Origin of the sequence: Sorangium sp. So ce887 (assembly GCF_051521455.1) — a bacterium.
GTDB lineage: Bacteria > Myxococcota_A > Polyangia > Polyangiales > Polyangiaceae > Sorangium.
Genome location: NZ_CP150354.1, coordinates 8,445,548 through 8,466,049 on the forward strand (window position 1 = coordinate 8,445,548; position 20,502 = coordinate 8,466,049).

The 20,502-nt window shown below is 70.9% G+C and carries 19 protein-coding genes; 7 read left to right on the forward strand and 12 right to left on the reverse strand.

Annotation, left to right across the window (positions count from 1 at the left end):
- The first annotated feature begins 3 nt into the window (after positions 1-3).
- Positions 4-795 carry an enoyl-CoA hydratase/isomerase family protein gene (locus WMF36_RS31385; RefSeq protein WP_437574441.1) on the forward strand — a complete coding sequence of 264 codons (792 nt, stop codon included), beginning with the start codon at positions 4-6 and terminating at the stop codon, positions 793-795.
- A gap of 112 nt (positions 796-907) precedes the next feature.
- Entirely contained in the window at positions 908-1,756 is an 849-nt protein-coding gene (locus WMF36_RS31390) for an RNA polymerase sigma factor (protein WP_437574442.1), read from the forward strand.
- A 59-nt stretch (positions 1,757-1,815) separates the two neighbouring features.
- Here WMF36_RS31390 and WMF36_RS31395 read toward each other — a convergent pair whose 3' ends face one another.
- Positions 1,816-3,360: a flavohemoglobin expression-modulating QEGLA motif protein gene (locus tag WMF36_RS31395; protein ID WP_437574443.1), complete on the reverse strand. Its 1,545-nt coding sequence runs from the start codon at positions 3,358-3,360 to the stop codon at positions 1,816-1,818.
- Between the two features lie 129 nt (positions 3,361-3,489).
- Between WMF36_RS31395 and WMF36_RS31400 the strand changes: the two genes are divergently transcribed.
- A complete protein-coding gene (locus WMF36_RS31400) occupies positions 3,490-4,524 on the forward strand; it encodes an AAA family ATPase (RefSeq protein WP_437574444.1) in 1,035 nt (344 codons plus the stop codon).
- Positions 4,525-4,570: 46 nt separating this feature from the next.
- Here the strand turns inward: WMF36_RS31400 and sixA are convergent, their stop codons facing one another.
- Positions 4,571-5,071: a phosphohistidine phosphatase SixA gene (gene sixA, locus WMF36_RS31405; RefSeq protein WP_437574445.1), complete on the reverse strand. Its 501-nt coding sequence runs from the start codon at positions 5,069-5,071 to the stop codon at positions 4,571-4,573.
- A gap of 80 nt (positions 5,072-5,151) precedes the next feature.
- The gene (locus WMF36_RS31410; RefSeq protein WP_437574446.1) at positions 5,152-7,116 is read right to left on the reverse strand and encodes a MopE-related protein; all 1,965 of its coding nucleotides are present in this window, start codon (positions 7,114-7,116) and stop codon (positions 5,152-5,154) included.
- Positions 7,117-7,847: 731 nt separating this feature from the next.
- Between WMF36_RS31410 and WMF36_RS31415 the strand changes: the two genes are divergently transcribed.
- The gene (locus WMF36_RS31415; RefSeq protein WP_437574447.1) at positions 7,848-8,408 is read left to right on the forward strand and encodes an SMI1/KNR4 family protein; all 561 of its coding nucleotides are present in this window, start codon (positions 7,848-7,850) and stop codon (positions 8,406-8,408) included.
- 54 nt (positions 8,409-8,462) lie between these two features.
- Positions 8,463-9,506: an RluA family pseudouridine synthase gene (locus WMF36_RS31420; protein WP_437574448.1), complete on the forward strand. Its 1,044-nt coding sequence runs from the start codon at positions 8,463-8,465 to the stop codon at positions 9,504-9,506.
- Here WMF36_RS31420 and WMF36_RS31425 read toward each other — a convergent pair.
- The 3 genes from WMF36_RS31425 to WMF36_RS31435 all read right to left on the reverse strand — a co-directional run bounded on the left by WMF36_RS31425 (position 9,487) and on the right by WMF36_RS31435 (position 12,026).
- Positions 9,487-9,750, reverse strand: a complete 264-nt coding sequence (locus tag WMF36_RS31425; RefSeq protein WP_437478816.1) for a hypothetical protein — start codon at positions 9,748-9,750, stop codon at positions 9,487-9,489. The two genes, WMF36_RS31420 and WMF36_RS31425, sit on opposite strands and share 20 nt — an antisense overlap.
- An 84-nt stretch (positions 9,751-9,834) precedes the next feature.
- The gene (locus tag WMF36_RS31430) at positions 9,835-11,370 is read right to left on the reverse strand and encodes a hypothetical protein (protein WP_437574449.1); all 1,536 of its coding nucleotides are present in this window, start codon (positions 11,368-11,370) and stop codon (positions 9,835-9,837) included.
- Complete coding sequence (locus tag WMF36_RS31435) at positions 11,367-12,026, reverse strand: Maf family protein (RefSeq protein WP_437574450.1); 660 nt, start codon at positions 12,024-12,026, stop codon at positions 11,367-11,369. Before WMF36_RS31435 ends, WMF36_RS31430 begins: the two co-directional genes overlap by 4 nt.
- 167 nt (positions 12,027-12,193) lie before the next feature.
- Here WMF36_RS31435 and WMF36_RS31440 point away from each other — a divergent pair, with 167 nt between their 5' ends.
- On the forward strand, positions 12,194-14,215 hold the full coding sequence (locus WMF36_RS31440) for an OmpA family protein (RefSeq protein WP_437574451.1): 2,022 nt from the start codon (positions 12,194-12,196) through the stop codon (positions 14,213-14,215).
- Complete coding sequence (locus WMF36_RS31445; RefSeq protein ID WP_437574452.1) at positions 14,212-15,099, forward strand: PPC domain-containing DNA-binding protein; 888 nt, start codon at positions 14,212-14,214, stop codon at positions 15,097-15,099. Before WMF36_RS31440 ends, WMF36_RS31445 begins: the two co-directional genes overlap by 4 nt.
- Positions 15,100-15,149: 50 nt before the next feature.
- Here the strand turns inward: WMF36_RS31445 and WMF36_RS31450 are convergent, their stop codons facing one another.
- From WMF36_RS31450 to WMF36_RS31475, 6 genes are all read right to left on the reverse strand, one after another.
- Positions 15,150-15,743 carry a polysaccharide biosynthesis/export family protein gene (locus WMF36_RS31450; RefSeq protein WP_437574453.1) on the reverse strand — a complete coding sequence of 198 codons (594 nt, stop codon included), beginning with the start codon at positions 15,741-15,743 and terminating at the stop codon, positions 15,150-15,152.
- Entirely contained in the window at positions 15,743-17,080 is a 1,338-nt protein-coding gene (locus WMF36_RS31455; protein WP_437574454.1) for a hypothetical protein, read from the reverse strand. Before WMF36_RS31455 ends, WMF36_RS31450 begins: the two co-directional genes overlap by 1 nt.
- A 95-nt stretch (positions 17,081-17,175) precedes the next feature.
- Positions 17,176-17,751: a hypothetical protein gene (locus tag WMF36_RS31460; protein ID WP_437478827.1), complete on the reverse strand. Its 576-nt coding sequence runs from the start codon at positions 17,749-17,751 to the stop codon at positions 17,176-17,178.
- 211 nt (positions 17,752-17,962) lie between these two features.
- Complete coding sequence (locus WMF36_RS31465) at positions 17,963-19,411, reverse strand: AgmX/PglI C-terminal domain-containing protein (RefSeq protein WP_437574455.1); 1,449 nt, start codon at positions 19,409-19,411, stop codon at positions 17,963-17,965.
- Positions 19,412-19,601: 190 nt separating this feature from the next.
- Positions 19,602-20,192, reverse strand: coding sequence for a hypothetical protein (locus tag WMF36_RS31470; protein WP_437574456.1), 591 nt, complete (start codon positions 20,190-20,192; stop codon positions 19,602-19,604).
- A 49-nt stretch (positions 20,193-20,241) separates the two neighbouring features.
- Entirely contained in the window at positions 20,242-20,490 is a 249-nt protein-coding gene (locus tag WMF36_RS31475; RefSeq protein ID WP_437478833.1) for a hypothetical protein, read from the reverse strand.
- Positions 20,491-20,502 lie beyond the last annotated feature (12 nt).

The following is a 20,502-nucleotide window of genomic DNA, read 5'->3' on the forward strand; positions in this document are numbered from 1 at the left end:
CCCATGGCTCTCGTCGACTACGCCACCTCTGCAGGCGTCGCGCTGCTTACCCTCAATGATCCGCCCGTCAACGGGTACACCCACGAGATGATGAAGGACCTCGACGCGGCCATCCTCGAGGCCCGCTTCGACAACGATGTACATGTCATCGTCATCACCGGGCACGGCGAAAAGTTCTTCTGCGCCGGAGCGAACATGAACATGCTCCGCGAGTCGGATCCGACGTTCAAATACTACTTCTGTCTCCACGCAAACGAGACGCTGAGCCGCCTCGAGCACACGCCAAAGCTCTGCATCGCGGCGCTGAACGGTCACACGGTAGGCGGCGGCCTCGAGATCGCGATGGCGTGTGACCTCCGCATCGCCCGCAAGAACGCCGGAAAGATCGGCCTCCCAGAGGTAGCGCTCGGCGTCCTTCCCGGTACGGGCGGCACCCAGCGCCTCGCCAGGCTCATCGGTAAATCCCGGGCGATCCAGCTGATCTGCGAGGGCCAGACGTTCGATTTCGAGACGGCGCTCGCGGTCGGCCTGGTCAACGACGTCTGGGAGACGGCCTCCCACGGCGAGTTCATGGACCGGATCCTCGCGTACAGCCACACGTTCACGCTGCCGGATCGCGCGGCCCTGGCGGTCGGACGCATCAAGCGCGCGGTGCAGACAGGCTTCGAGGTGGGACTCGAACAGGGGCTCGCCCTCGAGCGAGAGCTCCAGGCAGAGCTGTTCGCATCGGAGGATGCTCGCGAGGGGCTCGCCGCATACATGGAGAAGCGGAAGCCGGTGTTCCAGGGCAAGTGAGCTCGCGCTGCACGTGCAGTGAAATTTTGTAGTTTATACTACAAATAAACAGCTCGCTGGGATGGTCTGACGATTTTCAAATCGGCGGGGGTTGCTGCACGTAAGTTCAGGCATGCAAGAGCCTCTTGGGCACGTGCCGCTCCTGGAGCGGCCCAGCTTCGAGACCGTGTACACGGTTGGCCTGTCGTTTCTCCGGCAAGCGCTCCGCTGGCTCGGGGTGGCGGAGCGCGACATCGACGACGTCCTGCAAGACGTGATGATCGCTGCGTACCACGCCCTGGAAAGCTTCGATCCGAGGCGCAGCACAGACGGGGCACGCGCCGGCCACCCCCGTTCCAGGCACGACCCCAGCTCGGAGCGCAGGGCTCCGCAGACAGCGATCCCGCTCGGCGAACCCCTCAGGCGCTGGCTGTTCGGCATCGCGTGGCGACAGGTAGGCCACTACCGTGCGCGAGCCCATCGCCGCCGAGAGATCGCGGTCGGCGCGGGGACGAGCTGGCCGTTCGACCTCGCCGACCCAGGCTTGAGCTCGGAACAGCTGCTCGCGCGCGAGCAGAGCGGCCAGCTCGTCGGCCGGTTGCTGGGAGCGATCGACCTCGAGCGACGGGTCGTCCTGATCTTGCACGACCTGCTCGACGTGACGACCGCCGACATCGCGCGCGATCTGGACGTGAAGGAGAACACGGTGCGCAACCGCCTCCGGCTCGCCCGCGAGGACTTCCGCGTGGCGGTGAAGCGCATGAACGCCGAGGACCGGCGCGCGCTCCGCGATCCCTTGAGCCTCCCGGTCGCGGAGCGCTCACGAGCGGTGGACGGAGAGGCGCTCATGAGCGAGGCCAGGCTCGTCCCCGAGGTGCCGGATGCGATCCGGCGCAGGCTCTGGATCGCGGTGACGCGCGCGCTCGCCCACGCGCACACGGCCGGATCGAGCGCGCAGGCAGCCGCCGCGCCGCCCGTTTGAGCGAGCACCGAGCACGTCGAGGCGAGCGCCGCCGGGAGCGGCGCGCGGGTCGGGCGCGATCAGTGCTCCAGCATCCTGCCGTAGTGCTCGGCGAGCGCCGTCCCACCGAGGCGGGAAAAGAAGGATGAATAGCAGATCCAGATCGCCAGCCCGTTCATGTCGTCGAACAGCGGCGGGAGATACGGGGGCGGGCGGATGATCCCGTCGGTCACGTGCGCGTGGAGAACGGGGACGTCCTCGTGCGCGACCTTCCCCACGAACAGGAAGGGAATGAGCATCGCTCGATCGTGCTGAATGGCAGCGCGCATGAAGGCGTAGTTGAGGACAATCCCCTTGCAGTAGCAGGCGTCCTTCGTGAACGGCGCTCCCCCGGCGAGCACGCCGCCGCGGAAGACGCGCCGGGCATTCTGGAAGCACTCCTCTTCCTCGTAACCTTCGGTGCGGTACCACTCGAACACGTCGAGGAAGGATGCCCCGTCCTCCGCTTTGTCCACCGCGAGGATGCGGTCGTTCAGCTTCTTCGCGCGACGCGGCGTGCTCCTGAAGGTGAGGATCTCGAGCAGGACGGCGAGCCCTTCCTGAACCGCCGTGGTGCGCGGAGGCCCCTTCGCCAGCCAGCGCGCCACAGGCTGAGCCTGCCCGTTCAGGCTGGTCGCGACGTGCACCCACCCCTCGTGCGCCTCGAGGATGTCGACGTCGCTCCTGGAGAACATCGCGCCGCTCCTGATCTTCACGTAGTCGCTGCCGGCGGCGGCGTCCGCGAGGAGCGAGTCGTCCACCTGCACGCGGATCGACGCGCCGCCGAAGAAGCGGTCGAAGCGGCCGTTCAGCTCGAGCGCCGCCATCCCCGCCGTGATCTCGCGCTGCTGCGACGGGCCGAGCCGCTCACCGCCGATCGCCGTCAGGAGATCATAGAGCACGAACCCCATGTCCCGCACGCTCGTCTTCCCATCGGGCAGCTTGTCCTTGGGGGAGCCGTAGAGCTCGCGGGACAGGGTGTAAAACGCCTTCGTTCCCCGCCCCATGAGCATGGTCACGACCTTCCTGTACTCGTCCGCGGTCGTGCGGAGGATCTGGCCGAGCCGATCTCGCTTGCCGAGCTCCCGCTCGGCGTCGCGGAGGATCTCCTCGAGCTCGCGCTGCTTCGCCGCCGGGTCGAACCCGAGATCGTCCGAGTAAGTCACCCTGGGCAGCTCGCGCTGCTTCGAGCGGAAAAACTGCTCCTCGACCTCGGCTTCCCACCGGAGCGCCTGGAGGATCCGGATCGGGCGCTGCGCCTCAAGCACCCGCTGGGCCAGGGTCGCGAGGATCTCCTTGTAGGAACGCCACGGCCCCGCGACCGGCGGAAGCGGCGCGTGCGGGATCGGTCCGTCGTGCAGGCTCAGCGACTCCAGCGGCGCCGAGGGCGCTTCGCCGCTCGCCCCACCGCCCTCGTCAGGGCCGTCCTGTCCACCCGCCGCGGGGGCCTCGATGCCGTCCTCCGCCGCGCCGGTGCCGCCGCTGGGCGGCTCGTCCGCTGGCTCGCTCACCTTGAGCTCGCGCTGCGCCTCCCCGTCCGCCGCGTGCGCCCCCCTCCTCTCCCGGGCCTCAGAGCTCTGCGCCATTGCGATCGATTGCTAACACTGGCTCACCGGTCGGAGCAAACGTCCACGGAGCAGAACGCCGCCGCGGTGAGCGCTGGCTCCGCCGGGTCCTTGTCGGCATCGCCGCCTCGGGGTACGAGCCCTGCCCGTATGAGCGATCCCGAGCACACGAACGACGCCGAGACGACCGCCGACGAGGAGTCGAGCTCCCTCTCGGATGCCGCGCTCCTCGAGCGCACAGCGGAAGGAGCCAAGCGGCTCCGCTCGGCGATCGCGGCGGCGGTGGTCGGGCAGGACGACGTGGTCGAGGCCATGCTGATCACGCTCGCCGCGCGCGGGCACGCGCTGCTCGTGGGCGTCCCGGGGCTCGCCAAGACGCTGCTCGTGTCGTCGCTCGCCAAGGCGCTCGACCTCAGCTTCGGGCGCGTCCAGTTCACGCCGGATCTGCTGCCCGCCGACATCACGGGGACCGACGTGCTGCACGAGCAGCACGGGTCCCGGAGCCTGCGCTTCCAACCCGGCCCCATCTTCCACAACCTCGTCCTCGCGGACGAGGTGAACCGGACGCCGCCGAAGACCCAGGCGGCGCTGCTGGAGGCGATGCAGGAGCGCAAGGTGACCGTCGGGACCACCACCCACGCCCTGCCCGACCCCTTCCAGGTGTTCGCGACGCGGAACCCGATCGAGCAGGAGGGAACGTACCCGCTGCCAGAGGCGCAGCTCGACCGCTTCCTGCTCGAGATCCACGTCACGTACCCGAGCGAGGCCGAGGAGCGCGAGGTGGCGCGGAGGACGACCTCGGGGAAGCCGCCGGTGATCGCGGCGGTGCTCCGGGCGGCAGAGGTGCGTGCGATCGGCGGCCTCATCCCGAGGATCCCGGTGACCGACGAGGCCGTGGATCTCGCGGTGCGCCTCACCAGGGCGACGCGGCCGGGGGCGGAGCGCGCCGCGCAGGAGGTCCGGGACTACGTGCGCTACGGCGCGGGGCCACGCGGGAGCCAGGCGCTCGTGATCGCCGCCAAGGCGCGCGCAGCGCTCCGCGGCGAGGCAGCTGCGGACGTGGACGACGTGAGGGCGCTGCTGATCCCGGCGCTGCGGCACCGGATCGTGCTGTCGTACCGCGCCGAAGCGGACGGCGTGCGCGACGTCGACGTGCTGAGCGCCGTGGAACGCTCGGCGCGCTGAGCGCGCGTCCGTACCTCCCCGCCGCTCAGCGGGAGCGAGGCGCCTGCTACTGCGCTTCCTTCACCGGGTCGACCGCCTTCATGGCCTTCAGATCCAGGGCGAAGCGCAACGTCCCCGGCCCACGCCCGTCCCAGCTCACCGCAACGACGCCGCTCTTCTTCAGGCCTGTCCAGCCGACGTCGCCGAGCAGCGATGTCACCAGCGCCGACAGCGAGGGCTCGTGCCCCACGAGCGCCAGCGGCTGCGGCCCCTGATACTGCGAGAGGAGGCGGAGGATCTCGGCGGTGTCCCGGGAGGGAGATAGCTCGGCGACCACCGAGACCTCGTCGGTCAGCTCGGCAGCCTCGGCGATGATCTCCGCGGTCTGCACCGAGCGCACGAGGGGGCTCGTCCAGAGCGCCGCAGGGCATCGGCCCTTCTGCTTCGCGAGCCACCTGGCGACGCGCCGGGTCACCTTGCGACCCTTGCCCGTCAACCAGCGACCGGCGTCACCGAGGTCGGACGCGTCATCCACGGCCTGGCCGTGGCGAATGATGAGGATCTCCATGCCGTGACCTTAGCCCGGGCGACCGCCAGCAGGGGAGCGCCGTGCGCGCGGACGAGGCGAGGGCGCCGGCCTCCGAGCCCTCAGAACTCGCACTGGCTGGTCGCGTCGTTGCAGTGCGAGCCCGGTGCCACGAAGGGGCAAACGCTCCCGAAGAAGCTGTTGCACGGCAAACCGCACGTGTACGCCGTGTGCGCGTAGCAGATCTGCCCCGCGTCGCAATCGGCGTCCGAGGCGCATCGGCAGTTGAAGTCGTCGGGGATCCCGTTGCCGTTTTCATCGAGGCCGTCGCAGCACTCCGTCACATAAAAGTCGCTTGCGCTGCAGTCCTCGTCAGCACAGTCGAGCGTGCCGTCGCAGTCGTTGTCGATCCCGTCGGTGCACGCGGCGGACCCGAACTCGGGGCCAGGCGCGGCGCCGTTCGCGCAGCCCCGGCAGGGGCCGAAGGCGGCGCAGTCGGGATCGGCGCAGTCGACGTGGTGATCGCCGTCGTTGTCGAGATCGTCGTCGCAGCGCTCGCTCGGGTTCGGGGTGATCTCGACGTTGAGCACGAAGGGCCCCTCGTTCGCGCCGCTCCCGGGATCGATCGTGTAGCCGTCGAGGAAGACGAAGTACGTGCCCGGGTACAGGATGCTGAAGTCGAGCCGCGAGGACCCCGATTCGCCGCCGCTGTCGTCGTCGCAGCCGATCTCCCGGCCGGAGTTGCAGATGCCGGTGCGGACATAGAGCACCGAGTCGAAGCCCGACCCCCGCGAGTCGAGGAGCACGCGCGACGGCGAGGTGAGCACGAAGAAGAAGACCGCCTCGCCGGCGTCGCCGCCGCACGCGCCCCGGGTCTCGCTCACGTGGCCGGTGGTGTCCCCCGTGTAGGTGCCGGTCCCGGGGATACGCCTCGGCGAGAGGCAGTTCGCCTGCGCGAGCACGCACACCGGGCTGCTCGCGCAGTCCGGATCCCGGCAGTCGATCAGGGCGTCGCGGTCGTCGTCGAGCTCGTTGTTGCACTGCTCCGGCGTCGGCTCGCAGTTCGGCGCGAAGACGCAGGCGGCGTCGGCGCAGTCGATGTGCTCATCGCAATCGTTGTCGACGCCGTCGTCGCAGACCTCTGGCACGCAACGATCGCAGGCCGGCGCGGAGATGCACTGCGGGTCCGCACAGTCGATCCTCCCGTCGCAGTCGTTGTCCTGGCCGTCCTCGCACCGCTCCAGCGAGCCGGGCGGCTCGCACACGCAAGGGAAGAAGTTGCGGCAGTCCGGGTCGGCGCAGTCGACAAGGAGATCGCAGTCGTCGTCCGCGCGGTTGTCGCAGAGCTCTCCCTGGAGGCTGCAGGCGCACAGCGGGTCGGCCCCGCAGTTGCCGTCATCGCAGTCGAAGACGCCGTCGCAGTCGTCGTCGACGCCGTTGCCGCACTTCCCGGTCTCCGAGGCGGAGCAGCCGCAGGCGGGGGTCCCCGAGCAGTCCGCGTCGAAGCAGTCGACGATGGTGTCGCAGTCGTCGTCGACGCCGTTCTCACAGCGCTCGCCGGCGGGGCTCGGGGTACAGCCGCAGTCCTGCCCTGCGGCGCACGCGGGATCGAAGCAGTCGCTCACGCCGTTGCAGTCGTTGTCCGCCGCGTCCGTGCAGATCTCCGGAGCGCCCGGGAAGACGGACGGGTTGAAGTCGTTGCAGTCGCTCCCGCCGCAGATCGTCGGCCCCCGGCCGTCCTCGTCGTCGTCGCGGGGACGGTGCTCGCAGCGCCCGTCCTCGCAGTCGTCGCTTGTGCAGTCGTCGCCGTCGTCGCAGTCCGTGGGGCTGCCGCACGCCACGAAGCCTCCGGCGCCGTCGCCGCCGTTCGACGACGTCGACGCGCTGGCGCTGGTCGTGCCGACGAGCCCACCTCCGACGCCGGCCCCGCCGACGCCGGCATCCGAGAGCTCGAGGAGGCTCGTCCGGCCGCACGCCCCCACCAGCGCGCCGAAAGCCGCCCACGCCCCGATCGCGAGGAGGGATCGTCGAATCCCGGGGGACCGCGGATGCGCCTCCCCGACCCATGCTGAAGAGCCCGGCTTCATCTCTGACCCTCTCGGACCGGCCGCATGGTGCCCACGCGTCGATTCACTTTACACGCCCGAGTTTCCAGGAAAGCAAGTCTTGATCCCCTGACGCTGTCCGGTCTGTCTGCGCGGCCCCGGGGGCCCGCCGCCTCGAGCTGCGCGGCTGGATATTGAGGAGGTGCCAGGACGGCTGGCGGGCGGGGTGGTGCGCCGATCAGGCTGGCTCGCGCCGCGGATCAAGTTGCGGGTCGACGCATCCGCGTGTAACGAGGCTCGGTGGGCGCGCAGCTCCAGATCGAGTACGAGCGGCCGCCTGCCGGCCTTCAGCGCGGCCGTTACCCTGCGCCACAATGGGTCATCCTGGCGGTCGGCGCCGCCGTGGTGCTCGGGGCGGTCGCCGTCCTGATCTGGCGAGCGCGGCGCGCCTTCCGCTCACGAGGGAGAGGCGGGTCGCATTCGGCGGGACGCCGGTGACGAGGAAAGTGCCGGTCGCCCGCTCCAGGCGGATGAATGATCGACAGCAGGTGCGATCGCGGGTTGACACCGAGCAGACCGGACCGGTAGGCACCTTAGAGGGACGCGCTCCCGGTCGGCTGATGTAGAGTGCCGCCCGAGCGCGCGACGCGCCCGCAACAACCGGGGCCGAAAACGCGGCCTAGTGAGGCCCTTTGGTTCCTGAAGAACGCCGCGCAACTGCGGCCCGTGGATACATGGCACCGATCGAACGTGGCGTTGAGCTTGTGCATCGGGTGATCGCGCAACTGAAGAAGCGCCCTTCCAGCCATGCCGCCGTGGGAGCGAGCCAGGCAGCGCTCGATGCGCTCGAGTCGAAGTTGATGGTCGAGCTACCGCCCACGCTGCGGGCGTTCCTGGAGTTCGATTTCACCCTCGATAGCCTGGGCCCGCGGTTCAAGGGGCGGCATCGCTTCGGCCAGGACCCGTCGGCGCCTCGACCGAAGCTCACCTCGGTCCGCAAGCTGGCCGAGGCGAAGACCGACCTCGGCTGGACCGAGTCGCGCCTCCGAAGCAAGGTCGTGCGGTTGCCCAACCTCCCCGGTCAGGCGTGGAACGCGCTCTACCTCGGGGAGGCCAGGCGGGACGGCGAGCTCGTCATCCTCGGCCTCGACAACGAGGACACGAACGTCCGGGTCTTCCCTCGCTACACGGCGTTCGACCTGTACCTCGTCGAGCAGTGCGGCCTCGCCAGGCTGTCCGAAGCGCAGCGGCTCGAGGACCTCGAGTCGCACATCGCGCTCAACCCCGAGCTCGGGACCGCCGAAGAGGACGACGAGGGCGATACGGAGTATTGATCGCGCGGCGAGCGACGCCCTCACGCTGGCGCCGCTCGGCCGTGAACGACGCCCGTGACGAACGCGATGGCTGCCGGTGGGGAAGCGCTCCACTTCCGGGTGGACGACGGCGACCCGCGTGACCGGCTCGACAAGCTCGTCGTCCACCTGCTGGAACGCGCGGGCCGCGCGACCTCGCGCGCGGCGGTGCAACGATGGATCGCCGCCGGTCGGATCCTCGTCGATGGGGAGCCGGCGCGCGCGTCGGTGGCGGTGCGCTCGGGCGCGCTCGTCGACATCCGGCCGGAAGAGCCGGCGCCCTCCGCCGCGGCGGCCGACCCTGGCGTGGCCATCCCGGTCGTGTACGAGGACGAGCACCTGCTGGTGATCGACAAGCCGGCAGGGCTCGTCGTGCACCCGGCGCGCGGGCACGAGTCGGGCACGCTGGTCAACGGGCTGCTCGCCCTGCCCGGGTTCGCGCTGGCGCCCGCCGATCCGCGCGATCCCATGGGGCATGTCCGCCCCGGGATCGTGCACAGGCTCGACCGAGGCACGAGCGGCCTGCTCGTCGTGGCCAAGGACGAGCCCACCCGCGAGGCGCTGAAAGCTCGGTTCGCTAGGCACGAGATCGAGCGCGAGTACGCCGCGATCGTGGCCGGCGAGGCGCGAGACGCGACCTACGACACGCTCCACGGCCGCCACCCGACCGACAGGCTCCGCTACACGTCCTGGATGCGCAGCGACGCCGCCGCGCCCGGCGCGCGCGCCACGGCGCCGCGCCGCGCGGTGACGCACGTCCGCGTGCTCGAGAGGCTCGGCGACGCGGCGACGGTCGTCGCGTGCTCGCTCGAGACGGGCCGCACCCACCAGATCCGGGTGCACCTCGCCGAGCGCGGCAGGACGCCGGTCCTCGGCGACCCCCTCTACGGCAAGCCGCCGAAGAAGCCGGCGGTACGGGCGATCGCGGAGGAGCTCGGGCGGCAGGCCCTGCACGCGCGCGTGCTCGGGTTCATCCACCCCGCCACGCGAGAGCCGGTGCGCTGGGAGAGCGCCCTGCCAGCGGACATGCGCAAGGCGCTCGACCAGCTGCGCAGGCTCGCTACCAGATCTTCGATTTGATGTGGCCCTTGGACTTGACCAGGATGTCCACGAGGGCGCGGTCGTAAAAATTCTTCTGGAAGAGATCCGGCGACACGCGGCTCTTGTAGAGGGCGCGACCCTCCTCGACCTCCTCGGACAGGACCGTGAAGAGGTCATCCTGCTGGATGCCCTGCACGATCTTCTCCTCGTTGTAGAGCGAGAGATCGCTTGCGATGGCGCGCGCAAGGCGTCGCGCCGCCTCTTCGGTTTCAATCAAGGGCATCCGTCTCTCCTCCAGGTTCGCCGGCCGGGGGCACGCGCTCCCGAGCCGGCGGGCGCCTAGGATGCAGCAGCCCGGGCGGCGCTGTCAAAGTAGCTCGTCTTCCGGCCCGCTCGGAGGCGCGGAGGCCGCCTCGCCCGTGGGGTGCGGCGCGCCGGCGCGAGGCGGCTCGGAGCTCTGGCGCGCCGCGGCGAGGGCGGCGAGCCCCGAGAGGAGGGGGAACGCGACCAGCCCGTAACGCCCCGCGCCGAAGAACACCGCGTGCGTCGCCGCGGTCGCAGCGAGGACGGCGAGCGCGGTGACCGCGAGCACCGGCGCCCGGAGGAGCGCGCGGCCCTGGAGCAGCGCGAGGCCGAGGAGCGCGAGGTAGCCCACCCACGCATGGACGTGCAGCGCGGCGACGACCCCCAGCGCGAACAGCGCGAGCCGAGCAAGCAAGAGCGCGCGCTGCGCGAGCCGGCGAGCGCGATCATGAGGAGCGACGGGCGCCTGCGCGGGCTTGCGCGCTGCCCACATGAGCGCGAAGAGGAGGACGAACCGCTCGAACGCGGTCTCGACGGCGCCGAGCGCGACCTTGTCGTCCTCGCTGAACGCCGCCGGGTTCGAGGCGTGCAGGTACCACCCGGCCGCGCCGCAGTAATCGAACGTCGCCGCGAGCTTGCGGGGCACGAGCCCGAGCCATGCGCCGGGGTGCTCGGCGATGTAGCGGCGCGCCTCACGGCCGAAGCAGGCGTCCTTGCCCGCCTCGTCGAAGACCTCGCGGCACGCCTCGGGCACCTGGATGGGCGCCCAGGCGCCGGTGGAGGCCGGGTCCGCGCCGATGAGGAGGTTCCAGCCGCCGTTCACGCTGACCAGCGCGCACTGGTTCATCCGCACGCAGTTGCGCGCGGTCCAGGGCGCGCAGACGAGGAGCGCCGCGATGACGGTCACCAGGACCGGCGCCGCGCGTCGCGCCGCGCGCGCGGCGAGGGGCCCATCGATCCGGGCACCGTCGCCGGGTGGAGAGCCCAGGAGGGCGAGGCCGGCGAAGAGGGGCGCGAGCAGGAGCGTCTGCGGGCGGACGAGGGTTGCGACGCCGACGAGCAACCCGAGGACGGCGAAGGGAGCCAGCGCCGGGCGGCGCTCGCGCGCCCACGCAGACGCCCACGCCGCGCAGGCGACGAGCGAGCCGGTGACGCCCTCGGTCATGAGGGCCGGGGTGTACGCGACGAGCCCGGGGTGGAGGGCGACGAGCGCGCCCGAGAGCGCCGGCACGGCGCGCGAGCGCGGCGCAGCGCGGGCTGCCAGGCGGTGGACGGCGAGCGCCGCGAGCGCTCCGAGCACCGCGTTCAGCAGCATCGCGACCGCAGGGTGCGCGCCGAGCAGCGCGTACAGCGCCCCGACGGCGCCCGGGTAGCCGACCGGATAGTGCGCGGCGTACGTGACGACGCCGTCGGGCCACATCCACGTGTAGCCGAGCCCCGCCGCGATCCGTTCGGCGATGCGCTGGTAATAGGTGCCGTCGGCCGCGGGCGGGAAGCGCCCGGCCGCCCAGACGACGACGGCGATCCGCACCGCGAGGGCGAAGGCGAAGATCGCGCCTCCGTCGCGCCGGCGCGCGGCCATCGAGACGGCGTCGCTCATGACGAGCGCGCGGGCGACAGCGGGAAGCGCGCGAGCAAGCCGGTGGCGCGCAGCGCCGCGACGACCTCGCACGCGGGCAGGCCGACGACGTTGGAATAGGAGCCATCGATGCGCGCGACGGCGAACGCGCCGACGCCCTGGATCGCGTAGGCGCCGGCCTTGTCGAGCCCCTCGCCGGTCGCCGCGTACGACGCCACCTCGTCCTCGTCGAGCTCGCGGAAGCGCACCCGCGTCACGACCGTCTCGACGTGGAGGGCCTCGGCGCGGCCCGGGACGGCCGCCGGCGCGAGATCGGCGTGACCGCCGCCGGCGATCGCGAACCGGGTCCAGACCTGGTGCTCGCGGCCCGAGAGGGCGCGGAGCATGGCGCGCGCGTCGGCCTCGTCCCGCGGCTTGCCGAGGATGGAGTCCTCGAGGATGACCGAGGTGTCAGCGACGAGGATCGCGCCGGTCCCGGCCGCCTGGTGCAGGCGCCGCGCGGCCGCGAGCTTCGCCAGGGTGACTCGCTCCAGGTAGGCCATAGCCCCCTCGCCGGGGTGCCCCGCCTCGTCGACCTCGGCCGCCGCGACGCGGAGAGGCAGGCCGAGCGTGGTCAGGATCTCTCGCCGACGCGGCGAGCCGGAGCCAAGCAGGAGCGGATGCGCGTCGTCGATCATGGTCGTGCGGACGCCGGCGGCGCCGGGCCCGGCCGGGCGTGGTCGTAGCACGGCGCGAGAGCGAGCGCGGGACGCAGCGCGCCGCGGAGCGTCGGGTGCCCCCCGGATCGCGCCGAGGCGATTGCTGTTTTGACTCTCACCCCGGCAGTAGTAGAGGGTCGGGCGCGATGCGCGCCAACTGCAGGGTGCCGGCACGATCAAGCCTCCCGCTGCTGGTGGCCTCCGGGATCTTCATGGCGGCGCTCCTTCCGGCGCCGGCGCGCGCGGACGAGTGCGCGCCGGCGGACGGGCTGTCGGGCTGCATCGACGCCGACAACCTCTGGCCCCACGCGGGCGGCGGCCCCTTCTTCGCCGTGGGGAGCACGGGGACGGCTCCGAGCGCGAAGGCCTCCTTCGGCCTCGTGGCGAGCTACCTGTCGCGGCCGGTGGCCCTGCGCGACCCCTCGCCCGACCCTGACGGGACGGTCGTCCACGTGCTCGACAACATGTTCGACGCGACCTTCCTGTGGTCGCTCGGGCTCACCGATCGGATCGAGGTCACGGTCGCCGCTCCCGTCACCCTGTACCAGGACGGCGCGGGCTTCTCCGATGTCCTCGGCACCGACACGGAGCTGCAGCGCAGCGTGATGCGCGACACGCGCCTCGGCGCAGCGTTCGCGATCGTGCCGCCGCCCGTGCAGGGTCCGCTCGACGGCTTCTCGCTCGCAGCGCGCCTGGAGCTGGGTCTGCCCACCGGCGACGAGACCGTGTTCGCCAGCGCCGGGACCGTCACGTTCGCGCCGACCGTCACCGCGGCGTACCAGCTCGGCGAGCTCCGGCTCGCGGCCGAGGTAGGCGCCAGGCTCCGCGGCTCGAGCACGCTGATCGACGTCGCGATCGGCTCGCAGCTCCTCGGCGCTTTCGGCGCCGCGGTCGACGTGCTCCCGGACCGCTGGCTCACGGCGTCCGCAGAGGCGTTCGCCCTCTACACGCTCGCCGAGCAGCCCGCCCGGGACGCGGCGCCGGTGCCGGCGGAGTGGATCGTCTCTGTGACGAGCGCCCCGCTGCTCGCCGGCGACGTCTCGCTGTCCGCCGGCGGCGGGAGCGCGATCCCGTTCTCCTCCGAAGGCGCGCTCACCGCGCCGCGCTTCCGGTTCAACCTGGGGCTGCGCTATGCGCCGACGGGACGCGACGCGGATGCCGACGGCGTCCTGGATCGCGACGACGCGTGCCCGCTCATCGCGGAGGATCGCGACGGGTATCAGGATGGCGACGGCTGCCCCGATCCCGACAACGACGGCGATCGGATCCCCGACGGGCGCGACAGGTGCCGGGACGAGGCCGAGACGATCGACGGCTTCCAGGACGGCGACGGCTGCCCCGATGCCGACGACGACAACGACGGCGTCCCGGACGACACCGACACCTGCCGGAACGCCGCCGAGGACCGCGACGGGTTCCAGGACAGCGACGGCTGCCCCGATCCCGACAACGACGGCGACGGGATCCCGGACGAGCGTGACACGTGCCCGAACGGCGCAGAAGACGTCGACGGCTTCAAGGACGACGACGGCTGCCCCGATCCCGACAACGACATCGACCAGGTCCCTGACGCCCGCGATCGATGTCCGGACGCGCCCGAGGATCGCGACGGCTTCCAGGACGACGACGGCTGCCCCGATCCCGACAACGACGAGGACGGCGTGGTCGATACGGCCGATGCATGCCCGGTGACGGCTGAGACGATCGACGGTACGAACGACGCCGACGGCTGCCCCGAGCCGGCGGCCAGGTCGCTGCCGCAGTGGTCCGGCGACCGGATCCTCCTCGACGGCCTGGTCCGCTTCCCTGCGGGGAGCGCACGGGTACCGCCGGCCCTGGCGGCACAGATCGGCATGATCGCCCAGCTCATGCGCGGGCGCATGCCCCTCGACGTCGTCATCGTCGAGGCTTACCCCGATCGTCAGGGCGATCAGTCGACGCGCGCGATCGAGCTCGCTGGCGCGCGCGCGAGCGCCGTCAAAGATCACCTCGCAAGCGCAGGGTTCCCGGCGGACCGGATCACGGCCGCCGCTGGCGACACATCAGCCATGCGCGCGAAAGACGCGCCCCAGATCGAGGTGACGGCGACCCGTGCTCGGCGCTCGGAAGAAGCCCCCCGTGCGCCGGGCGCAGCCTCCTCGACCCCCGGAGAGAAGAAACCGCGATGAACGTTCTCGAGGCACGCCGTGCCCGCCATTTGATCATCCGCCTCGATCGAGGCGAGGAGCTCCCAGCAGCGCTGGTGCGCGCCCTTGACGAGGCCGAGGCGCGCGCCGGCTGGATCGAGGGGACAGGCTCGCTCGAGAAGGCGGAGATCGCGCTGTTCGATCAGGCCTCCCGCACCTACGCGAAGACGCGCGTCCTCGAGGGGCCCTGCGATGTGGTGGCGCTCTCCGGGAGCGTCGCGCTCCAGCAGGGCGAGACCTCGCTTCGCCTGTCCGCCACGCTCGCCCGCGAGTCCGGCGTCGGTCTCCAGCTCGCCGCCGGCGAGCTCGTCTGGGCGCGCGTCTACGGGCTCGAGCTCCGCGTCACAGCGTTCGACGATCTGCCCCTCGTGCGGGCGTTCGACGATCGAACGGGCCTCATGCAGCTCGCAGCCCAGTCGACCGGCATCCCGGCGACCGTGAGCGAACCGCCCCGGATGACGCCTCCGGCGCAAGCCGCCGAGCCGACGCGCACGGCGCCTCCGGCGCCGGCCGCGGAGCCGCCCCGCGCGATGGCCGCCGAGCCGCCCCGCGCGGCGGTGGCCTCAGTTGCCGAGCCCGCCCGCGCGGCGACGACCTCCGTCATGGAGCCCGCCGTTTTGCCGCTGCCGCACCGCCCGGTCCGCCCTCGCCAGGAGGAGGAGAGCTATCCGGAAGTCGGCGACAGCGTGACCCACTTTCACTTCGGCGAGTGCACCGTGATCAGCTCCGACGGCGAGCGGATCCGCCTCCGCCAGGAGCGCGACGGGCGCGTGCGCGAGGTCTCGCTGACGATGCTCCGCATCGAGCCTCACACCGTGGATCCGGCGACGGGCAGGAAGCAGTTCCGCCTCGCGCGGAAGAACTGAGCGCACTGCGCGCCACCTCGCTCGAGAGGTGGCGCGCAGCGCGTCGTCGCTCAGAAGACGCGCTGCGCGACGTTGATCGAGTCCCCTGCCTGGAGCGGCACATCGGGGATCTTGTTGTCGATGATGTCCTCGACCGAGACGGTGGCGAACACGGTCTTGCCCTGGGACTTCCTGCGGATCGTGACGCGATCCTTGTTTGCGATGCTGTTGAATCCCCCCGCCATCGAGATGGCGCGGAGCAGCGTCATGCCAGGTTGAAGCGGCAGGGACCCGGGCTTCTGCACCTCGCCGAGCACCTCGACCCGCTTCGAGTTGTACTCCTTGATGCTCACGCTCACGCTGGGGTCGGTGAGGACCTGCCCCTCCATGAGCTTCGCGCGGACGAGCTCCGCCACTTCCTGAGGCTCCAGGCCCGCGATCTTGAGCCGCTTCACGTAGGGGAAGTCGACGGTGCCATCCGGCGCGACGGTGAACGCCGTGGGCAGCTTGTCTTCCCCGACGATGCGGAGCTCGAACACATCTCCGACACCGATGGTCGTCGCCTCCACCGGCGGGGGCAGGTTCACCGGCCCGGGCTGGCGCGACGAGCAGGCGGCGATCACCAGCGCGAGGATGGCGGCAACCCACCGACCGGAACGCCGCATCACATGAACCAGCGCACGCCCAGGTAGGCTTCGAGCTGCTGCCATCCGAGATAGTTCTGCGGCTCGGACTGGCCGAGGATCGTGAGCGCGGTGCTGCTGACGTTGTTGCCGTACCGCAGGGTCGAGTTGATCCCCAGAGAGTCCCCTATCCGGTACTCGCCGAACAGAGAGGCATCGATACGGACGTCCGTCCAGGGCTCCTGGCGCCCGACGAGGCCTCCGTTTTCCCCCGGGATCCCGGGAAACACGTGGGCTGCCACGCCGCCGTCGACGATGAGCAGAAACCGTCCGCCGAAGAAGTAGGTCAGCTTGAGGTACCCGCGATCGCGCTCGAAATAGCTCGTGAGGAAGCTGTCGTGAAAATCGCGCGTGAAGCCAGCCGAGAGCGAGGAGAGCGCGAGCGTCGCCGCCGCAGGATCGGTTGACGGGTTCGGCGTCAAAAACCACTTCAGCTCGAGCTGGCCGATGACGCTGTCGAAGTCGTGCACGACGTCCCCGGCGTCGTTTGGCGTGTAGAAGCTCGCGCCCCAGCCGGCCATCGCGAGGAGACCGAAAGACGACGTCACAAGACCGTTGATCCCGATCTGGGCCCGCAGAGGATGAGAGCCGAGCTGAGCGCCCGGATTCGGGTAATCGACGAACCCGAGCGACGCGTCGTAGATGAGCGCGGTGCGCGGCAAGAAGCGCCAGCGGCCCCGCGTCCGGACGATATGATGCATGTTCGTCAGGCTGTCGTACTCATCGACCTCGAAGAACGTGCCCATGAAGCGATAGCCCAACCGCCAATCGAGCAGCCCCCCGCCCGGCGTCCACACCAGCTCTGCTCCCGCGCCCGCGTTGACGCGCCGGAAGCTCTGGTTGGAGATCCCGATATCGGAGGAGGCGATGGTCCGGCCGAGCGACGCATCGAGGATCGCGGACCACGGGCGTTGGGGCAGGATCGTCAGGTTGGCGTCGAGTATGCCGCCGATGTTCCGCTGCTGACTCAGCCGCTCCTGCCCGCGCTCCGACCCGGATACCGGGATGAACTCATCGTAGGTCGCGGCGATGCCGCCGCGAAACTCGACATCCGGCGGGGGCGCGCCGGGCGTCGCCTCCTGGCGCTGCTGACTGAGCGTCGAGAGCGAGAAGGACGGCGTGATCCGGAGCCGCATCGAGCCCACAGGCCCGATGTCGTCCGGGCTGGCCTCGTCTCTCTCGGCCCTGCGGAAGAAGTTGGAGTCATAGCCGAACTCCGCGGCGACCCCCGGGTGCAGCTCGAGGTCGCCAGCGCGTATCCCGATGCCCTCGGTGTAGCGACGATCCTTGAGCCAGGGCTGATCCTGCGCCAGGGCCAACGCCGGGGACAGAGTGAGTGGGAATACGGCAGCGACTATGATTTCACGAAGTTTCATCGCCTATTGGGCAGTGGCAATCCGAGAGAGGCGGTCGCCTACCGAAAACAGCTACTGCACGCAGGCGGCTCGATGATGATCGGGTTGACGGGATACTCGGAAGGATCCTCCTTGGGAAGATTCGGATCGATCGTGGCTGTGACGGCACTATCGCCCACGAAGCCCGCTTCCTGGCCGATGCACTGGTTGGCCTCAGCCGTCAGTTGCTCGGTCCGCTGCCGCAATACCGTCAGGATCGTGAACTCGTGGTTGGAGAGATCGGCATCCTGCCGATTCACGGCGAGCTCCAGGCCCTGCCGCCGCTCGCGGGCGGAACGGATGGCGACGTCGACCTGATTCAGCTTGTCGTTCAGGCAGAGCGTCTTCACGACGTCTCGCTGCGACCGCGCCGTCTCGAGCTGGCGACGAACGGACGTCCGGGCCCCGTCCATCCGGGCAAGGAAGGTCTCGCTCTGCGCGAGCTGCTCGGCAGGCGAGAGCGTCACCTGCCGCGCGAGGCCTGCGGACGCATCCGGCGGAGGCGCCGTCTGCGCCTGCGCAGCAGCGATGCCATGGCCGATCACGACCGAGATCAGCGCGACTGCTGCGAAGCCGGGGATCTGTTCACGCTTCATCGAAGCCTCCGAAAGTCAGGCCCGCGCATTATAAGTGCGGGCAGACGCGGTTGTCAAAACGCAATGAACATGCCGGGCATCCAGCAGCTCGCTCCATCGGGAGGACCCGTACGAGGTTCTTCCCCATTGGATGCGCGACGCCAGCACGCCATTCACCTTCAGGCGAAGCGAGAGGATTGCGCCTTGTCCACGGAGTCGGGTGGCATCGGGTCTATTGGCTCACGAAGGTGACAGGAATCACAACCGTCGCGCCGCCGCCCTCGGGCGGCGCGAACTGCGCGCTCTGGACGCGCGCAACGACGCAGGAGACCACGGTCCCGGACAGGCCGGAGCCGCCGGAGGGAGTCGCCGAGAGCACCTCACCGTTGGGGCCGATCTTCGCGGTGACCCGGACCGACCCCTTCATGCTCGGGTCCTCCTGAAGACCTTTATTGTAGCAACGACGGAAGCCAGCCGTCATCCCTGCCACGACGGAGGGTGCGTTCGAGACGCTCCCGCCGGAGACCGCGGCGCCGCCCACCTGGGCGTTGCCCACCGGTCCCTTCACCGTCTGCGCCGAGCCGGCGGTCGCCGGGCCGCTGGTCCCGGTGTTGCCGATGCTCGCAAGGCCACCGCCGCCGGCGGAGCCAGGTCGCACTGTGCCCCCACCGGCGGCGCCCATGTTCAATCCCGCCACACCGCCCTTTCCGACGCCGGACCCGGAGGCGGCCGCGTTTTCGAGGAGGCCGGTCGGCACATCGCCGGAGCTGAGGACGCTGGCTGTGGCGTTCGCGCTCGAGTTGAGCGCGCCCAGCATCTGCATGTCGAGCTGCGCGAGCTCGTTGGTGAGCGCCGAGGCGCGAGCGTCGCTCAGCCCGCCGGAGCCCTTCCCCGGGCTGGCAGCCGCGCCCTTGTTCCCGCCGCCGCTCGCGGCCTTCGGCGCCTCGGCGGTGGGCGCCGCCGTCGCCGCCGTCGCCTCGGCGTTCTCCTTCGGCTGCTCGACCACCGGCGGCGGGGGCAGCTGCCTCACGGACTCGAGCAGCGCCGCGACGTCGACCTCATCGTCGACGACCGGGTCCATCCAGTCGGAGTAGATCGACCCCACGGCACCGAAGTGGAACAGGAACGAGAAGGCGGCGATGATCGTGGTCGTCCAGTCGATGTCGTTCGCGATCCCCGACTTCACCGAGACGGGCAGCTGCGGCTTGGGCTGCACCGGCGGCGGCGCGACGAACTGGAACAGGAACGTCGTCTCCCCCACGACGATCTTGCCGCGCGCCTCTTCGCTGAGCTGGACCTGATAGGCCTGGGCATTGCCCACGGCCGCGCGCTTGGCAGACGACTTGAGCGTGGAGAGCTCCGAGACGCCGGCCTTGAAGGCGACCCGGCCGGTCATCCCGTCCAGGAAATTGAGGAGGTAGTCGCCGCCCACGAGCTCGAACAGCCGAAAGCTCGGCGGGATGCTCTTGCTCGGGATGACGAACATGCTCTTTTCGCTGGGACCGATGGTGACGTGGGTGCGCTGCTTGATGACACGCTCCTCGATCACCTTTCCCCCCTGGACCAGGCCGATCCTGAGGACCTTCGGGCCGGTCACCGGTGCGACCGCCCGCATGACCGCGGTCATCTGCCCGGGCTGCCCGGGGCGCGACGGGGTGGGGTGCGGGTGCTGCTGGGTCATTCCAAGGGACTCCGGGAGAGAGGGGACGCTGCAGGGGCCGCCGCCGATCGCGCGCGGCAGGCGGAGCCGCGCCCCCGGGTCCGGTGGGCCCCGGGCCTCGAACCGCGGAAGGAGCGCTGCACGGCGGAGGGCACCACAGCTCGCGAGGGTACACGGACAGGTGGGGGCGGTCCAGGAGAGCGCGCCGCGCTCACGGCCGCGCGCGGCGCGATCGCCGCGGTGATGCAGAGGGCGCGCTGGCGGCCCGGACGACGCTGTCGAGCGGTCCCAGAGCGACGCCGACGAGCGCATCGACGGCCTCGCGCTTTCGCGAGGCGGCGGTGCGGCCGGCGCGCCCGGCCGCCGCGGACGCGATCGCACCGGCGGCGCCCGCGACAAGGACGAGCGCGATGACCGATGGCCCGGCCTGCGCGAGGAAGGAGAGCGCGGCCAGGAGCAACGCGGCGAGCGCCGAGAGACGCGCCGCCGCGCGCGGCCAGCCCGCGCCGGCGTCGAGCCGCTGCTCGAGCTCGACGAGGAGATCGTTGGCCGCCGCGATCTTCGCGCGCGGGTCCGCGGCGGACATGACCTCGAGCGCGAGCCGGCGCTCCCAGCTCTCCGGCGGCGAGCGCCTCGCCAGCTCGGCCAGCCGCGCCTCGCCGGGCAGCGCGCGGAGCGAGCGCGCAAGCGCCGTCAGGTCGCCGCCCGTCGCGCGCGCGATCTGCGCCGGATGCTTCCACGAGATCGCGGCGCACGCGCCGCTCGCCGCGAGCGACACCGCGATGAAGAGCGCGGCGGACACACCGCCGCCTAGCGCTCGGCGCGCGAGCTGCCGCCGGCGGCGCGAGGCACTAGAACGGCTCCTTGAAGATCGCCTGCTCGATGCGGTCCAGGAAAGGCTGACGCAGCTCGGCGAGCGTGAGCTTCGGCTGGATCCGGCTGACGTCGACGGCCGCGATGGGCTTCTGGATGCGGCCGGTGATCGTCACCTCGGCGAGCGTGATGACCCCGCGCTGCTTGCCCTTCTCCTGCGCGCTCGCGCGCTCGCCGTGGCAGAGGATCGCGAGCAGGACCGAACCCAGCGCAAGTGTCTTGTACATGCTCATGGCCTC

What these genes read in the sequence shown, in the direction of transcription:
- WMF36_RS31385 (WP_437574441.1), top strand. Translation starts at nt 4, where the DNA reads ATGGCTCTCGTCGACTACGCCACCTCTGCAGGCGTCGCGCTGCTTACC.
- WMF36_RS31390 (WP_437574442.1), top strand. Translation starts at nt 908, where the DNA reads ATGCAAGAGCCTCTTGGGCACGTGCCGCTCCTGGAGCGGCCCAGCTTC.
- WMF36_RS31395 (WP_437574443.1), bottom strand. Translation starts at nt 3,360, where the DNA reads ATGGCGCAGAGCTCTGAGGCCCGGGAGAGGAGGGGGGCGCACGCGGCG.
- WMF36_RS31400 (WP_437574444.1), top strand. Translation starts at nt 3,490, where the DNA reads ATGAGCGATCCCGAGCACACGAACGACGCCGAGACGACCGCCGACGAG.
- sixA (WP_437574445.1), bottom strand. Translation starts at nt 5,071, where the DNA reads ATGGAGATCCTCATCATTCGCCACGGCCAGGCCGTGGATGACGCGTCC.
- WMF36_RS31410 (WP_437574446.1), bottom strand. Translation starts at nt 7,116, where the DNA reads ATGAAGCCGGGCTCTTCAGCATGGGTCGGGGAGGCGCATCCGCGGTCC.
- WMF36_RS31425 (WP_437478816.1), bottom strand. Translation starts at nt 9,750, where the DNA reads ATGCCCTTGATTGAAACCGAAGAGGCGGCGCGACGCCTTGCGCGCGCC.
- WMF36_RS31430 (WP_437574449.1), bottom strand. Translation starts at nt 11,370, where the DNA reads ATGAGCGACGCCGTCTCGATGGCCGCGCGCCGGCGCGACGGAGGCGCG.
- WMF36_RS31435 (WP_437574450.1), bottom strand. Translation starts at nt 12,026, where the DNA reads ATGATCGACGACGCGCATCCGCTCCTGCTTGGCTCCGGCTCGCCGCGT.
- WMF36_RS31440 (WP_437574451.1), top strand. Translation starts at nt 12,194, where the DNA reads ATGCGCGCCAACTGCAGGGTGCCGGCACGATCAAGCCTCCCGCTGCTG.
- WMF36_RS31445 (WP_437574452.1), top strand. Translation starts at nt 14,212, where the DNA reads ATGAACGTTCTCGAGGCACGCCGTGCCCGCCATTTGATCATCCGCCTC.
- WMF36_RS31450 (WP_437574453.1), bottom strand. Translation starts at nt 15,743, where the DNA reads ATGCGGCGTTCCGGTCGGTGGGTTGCCGCCATCCTCGCGCTGGTGATC.
- WMF36_RS31460 (WP_437478827.1), bottom strand. Translation starts at nt 17,751, where the DNA reads ATGAAGCGTGAACAGATCCCCGGCTTCGCAGCAGTCGCGCTGATCTCG.
- WMF36_RS31465 (WP_437574455.1), bottom strand. Translation starts at nt 19,411, where the DNA reads ATGACCCAGCAGCACCCGCACCCCACCCCGTCGCGCCCCGGGCAGCCC.
- WMF36_RS31475 (WP_437478833.1), bottom strand. Translation starts at nt 20,490, where the DNA reads ATGTACAAGACACTTGCGCTGGGTTCGGTCCTGCTCGCGATCCTCTGC.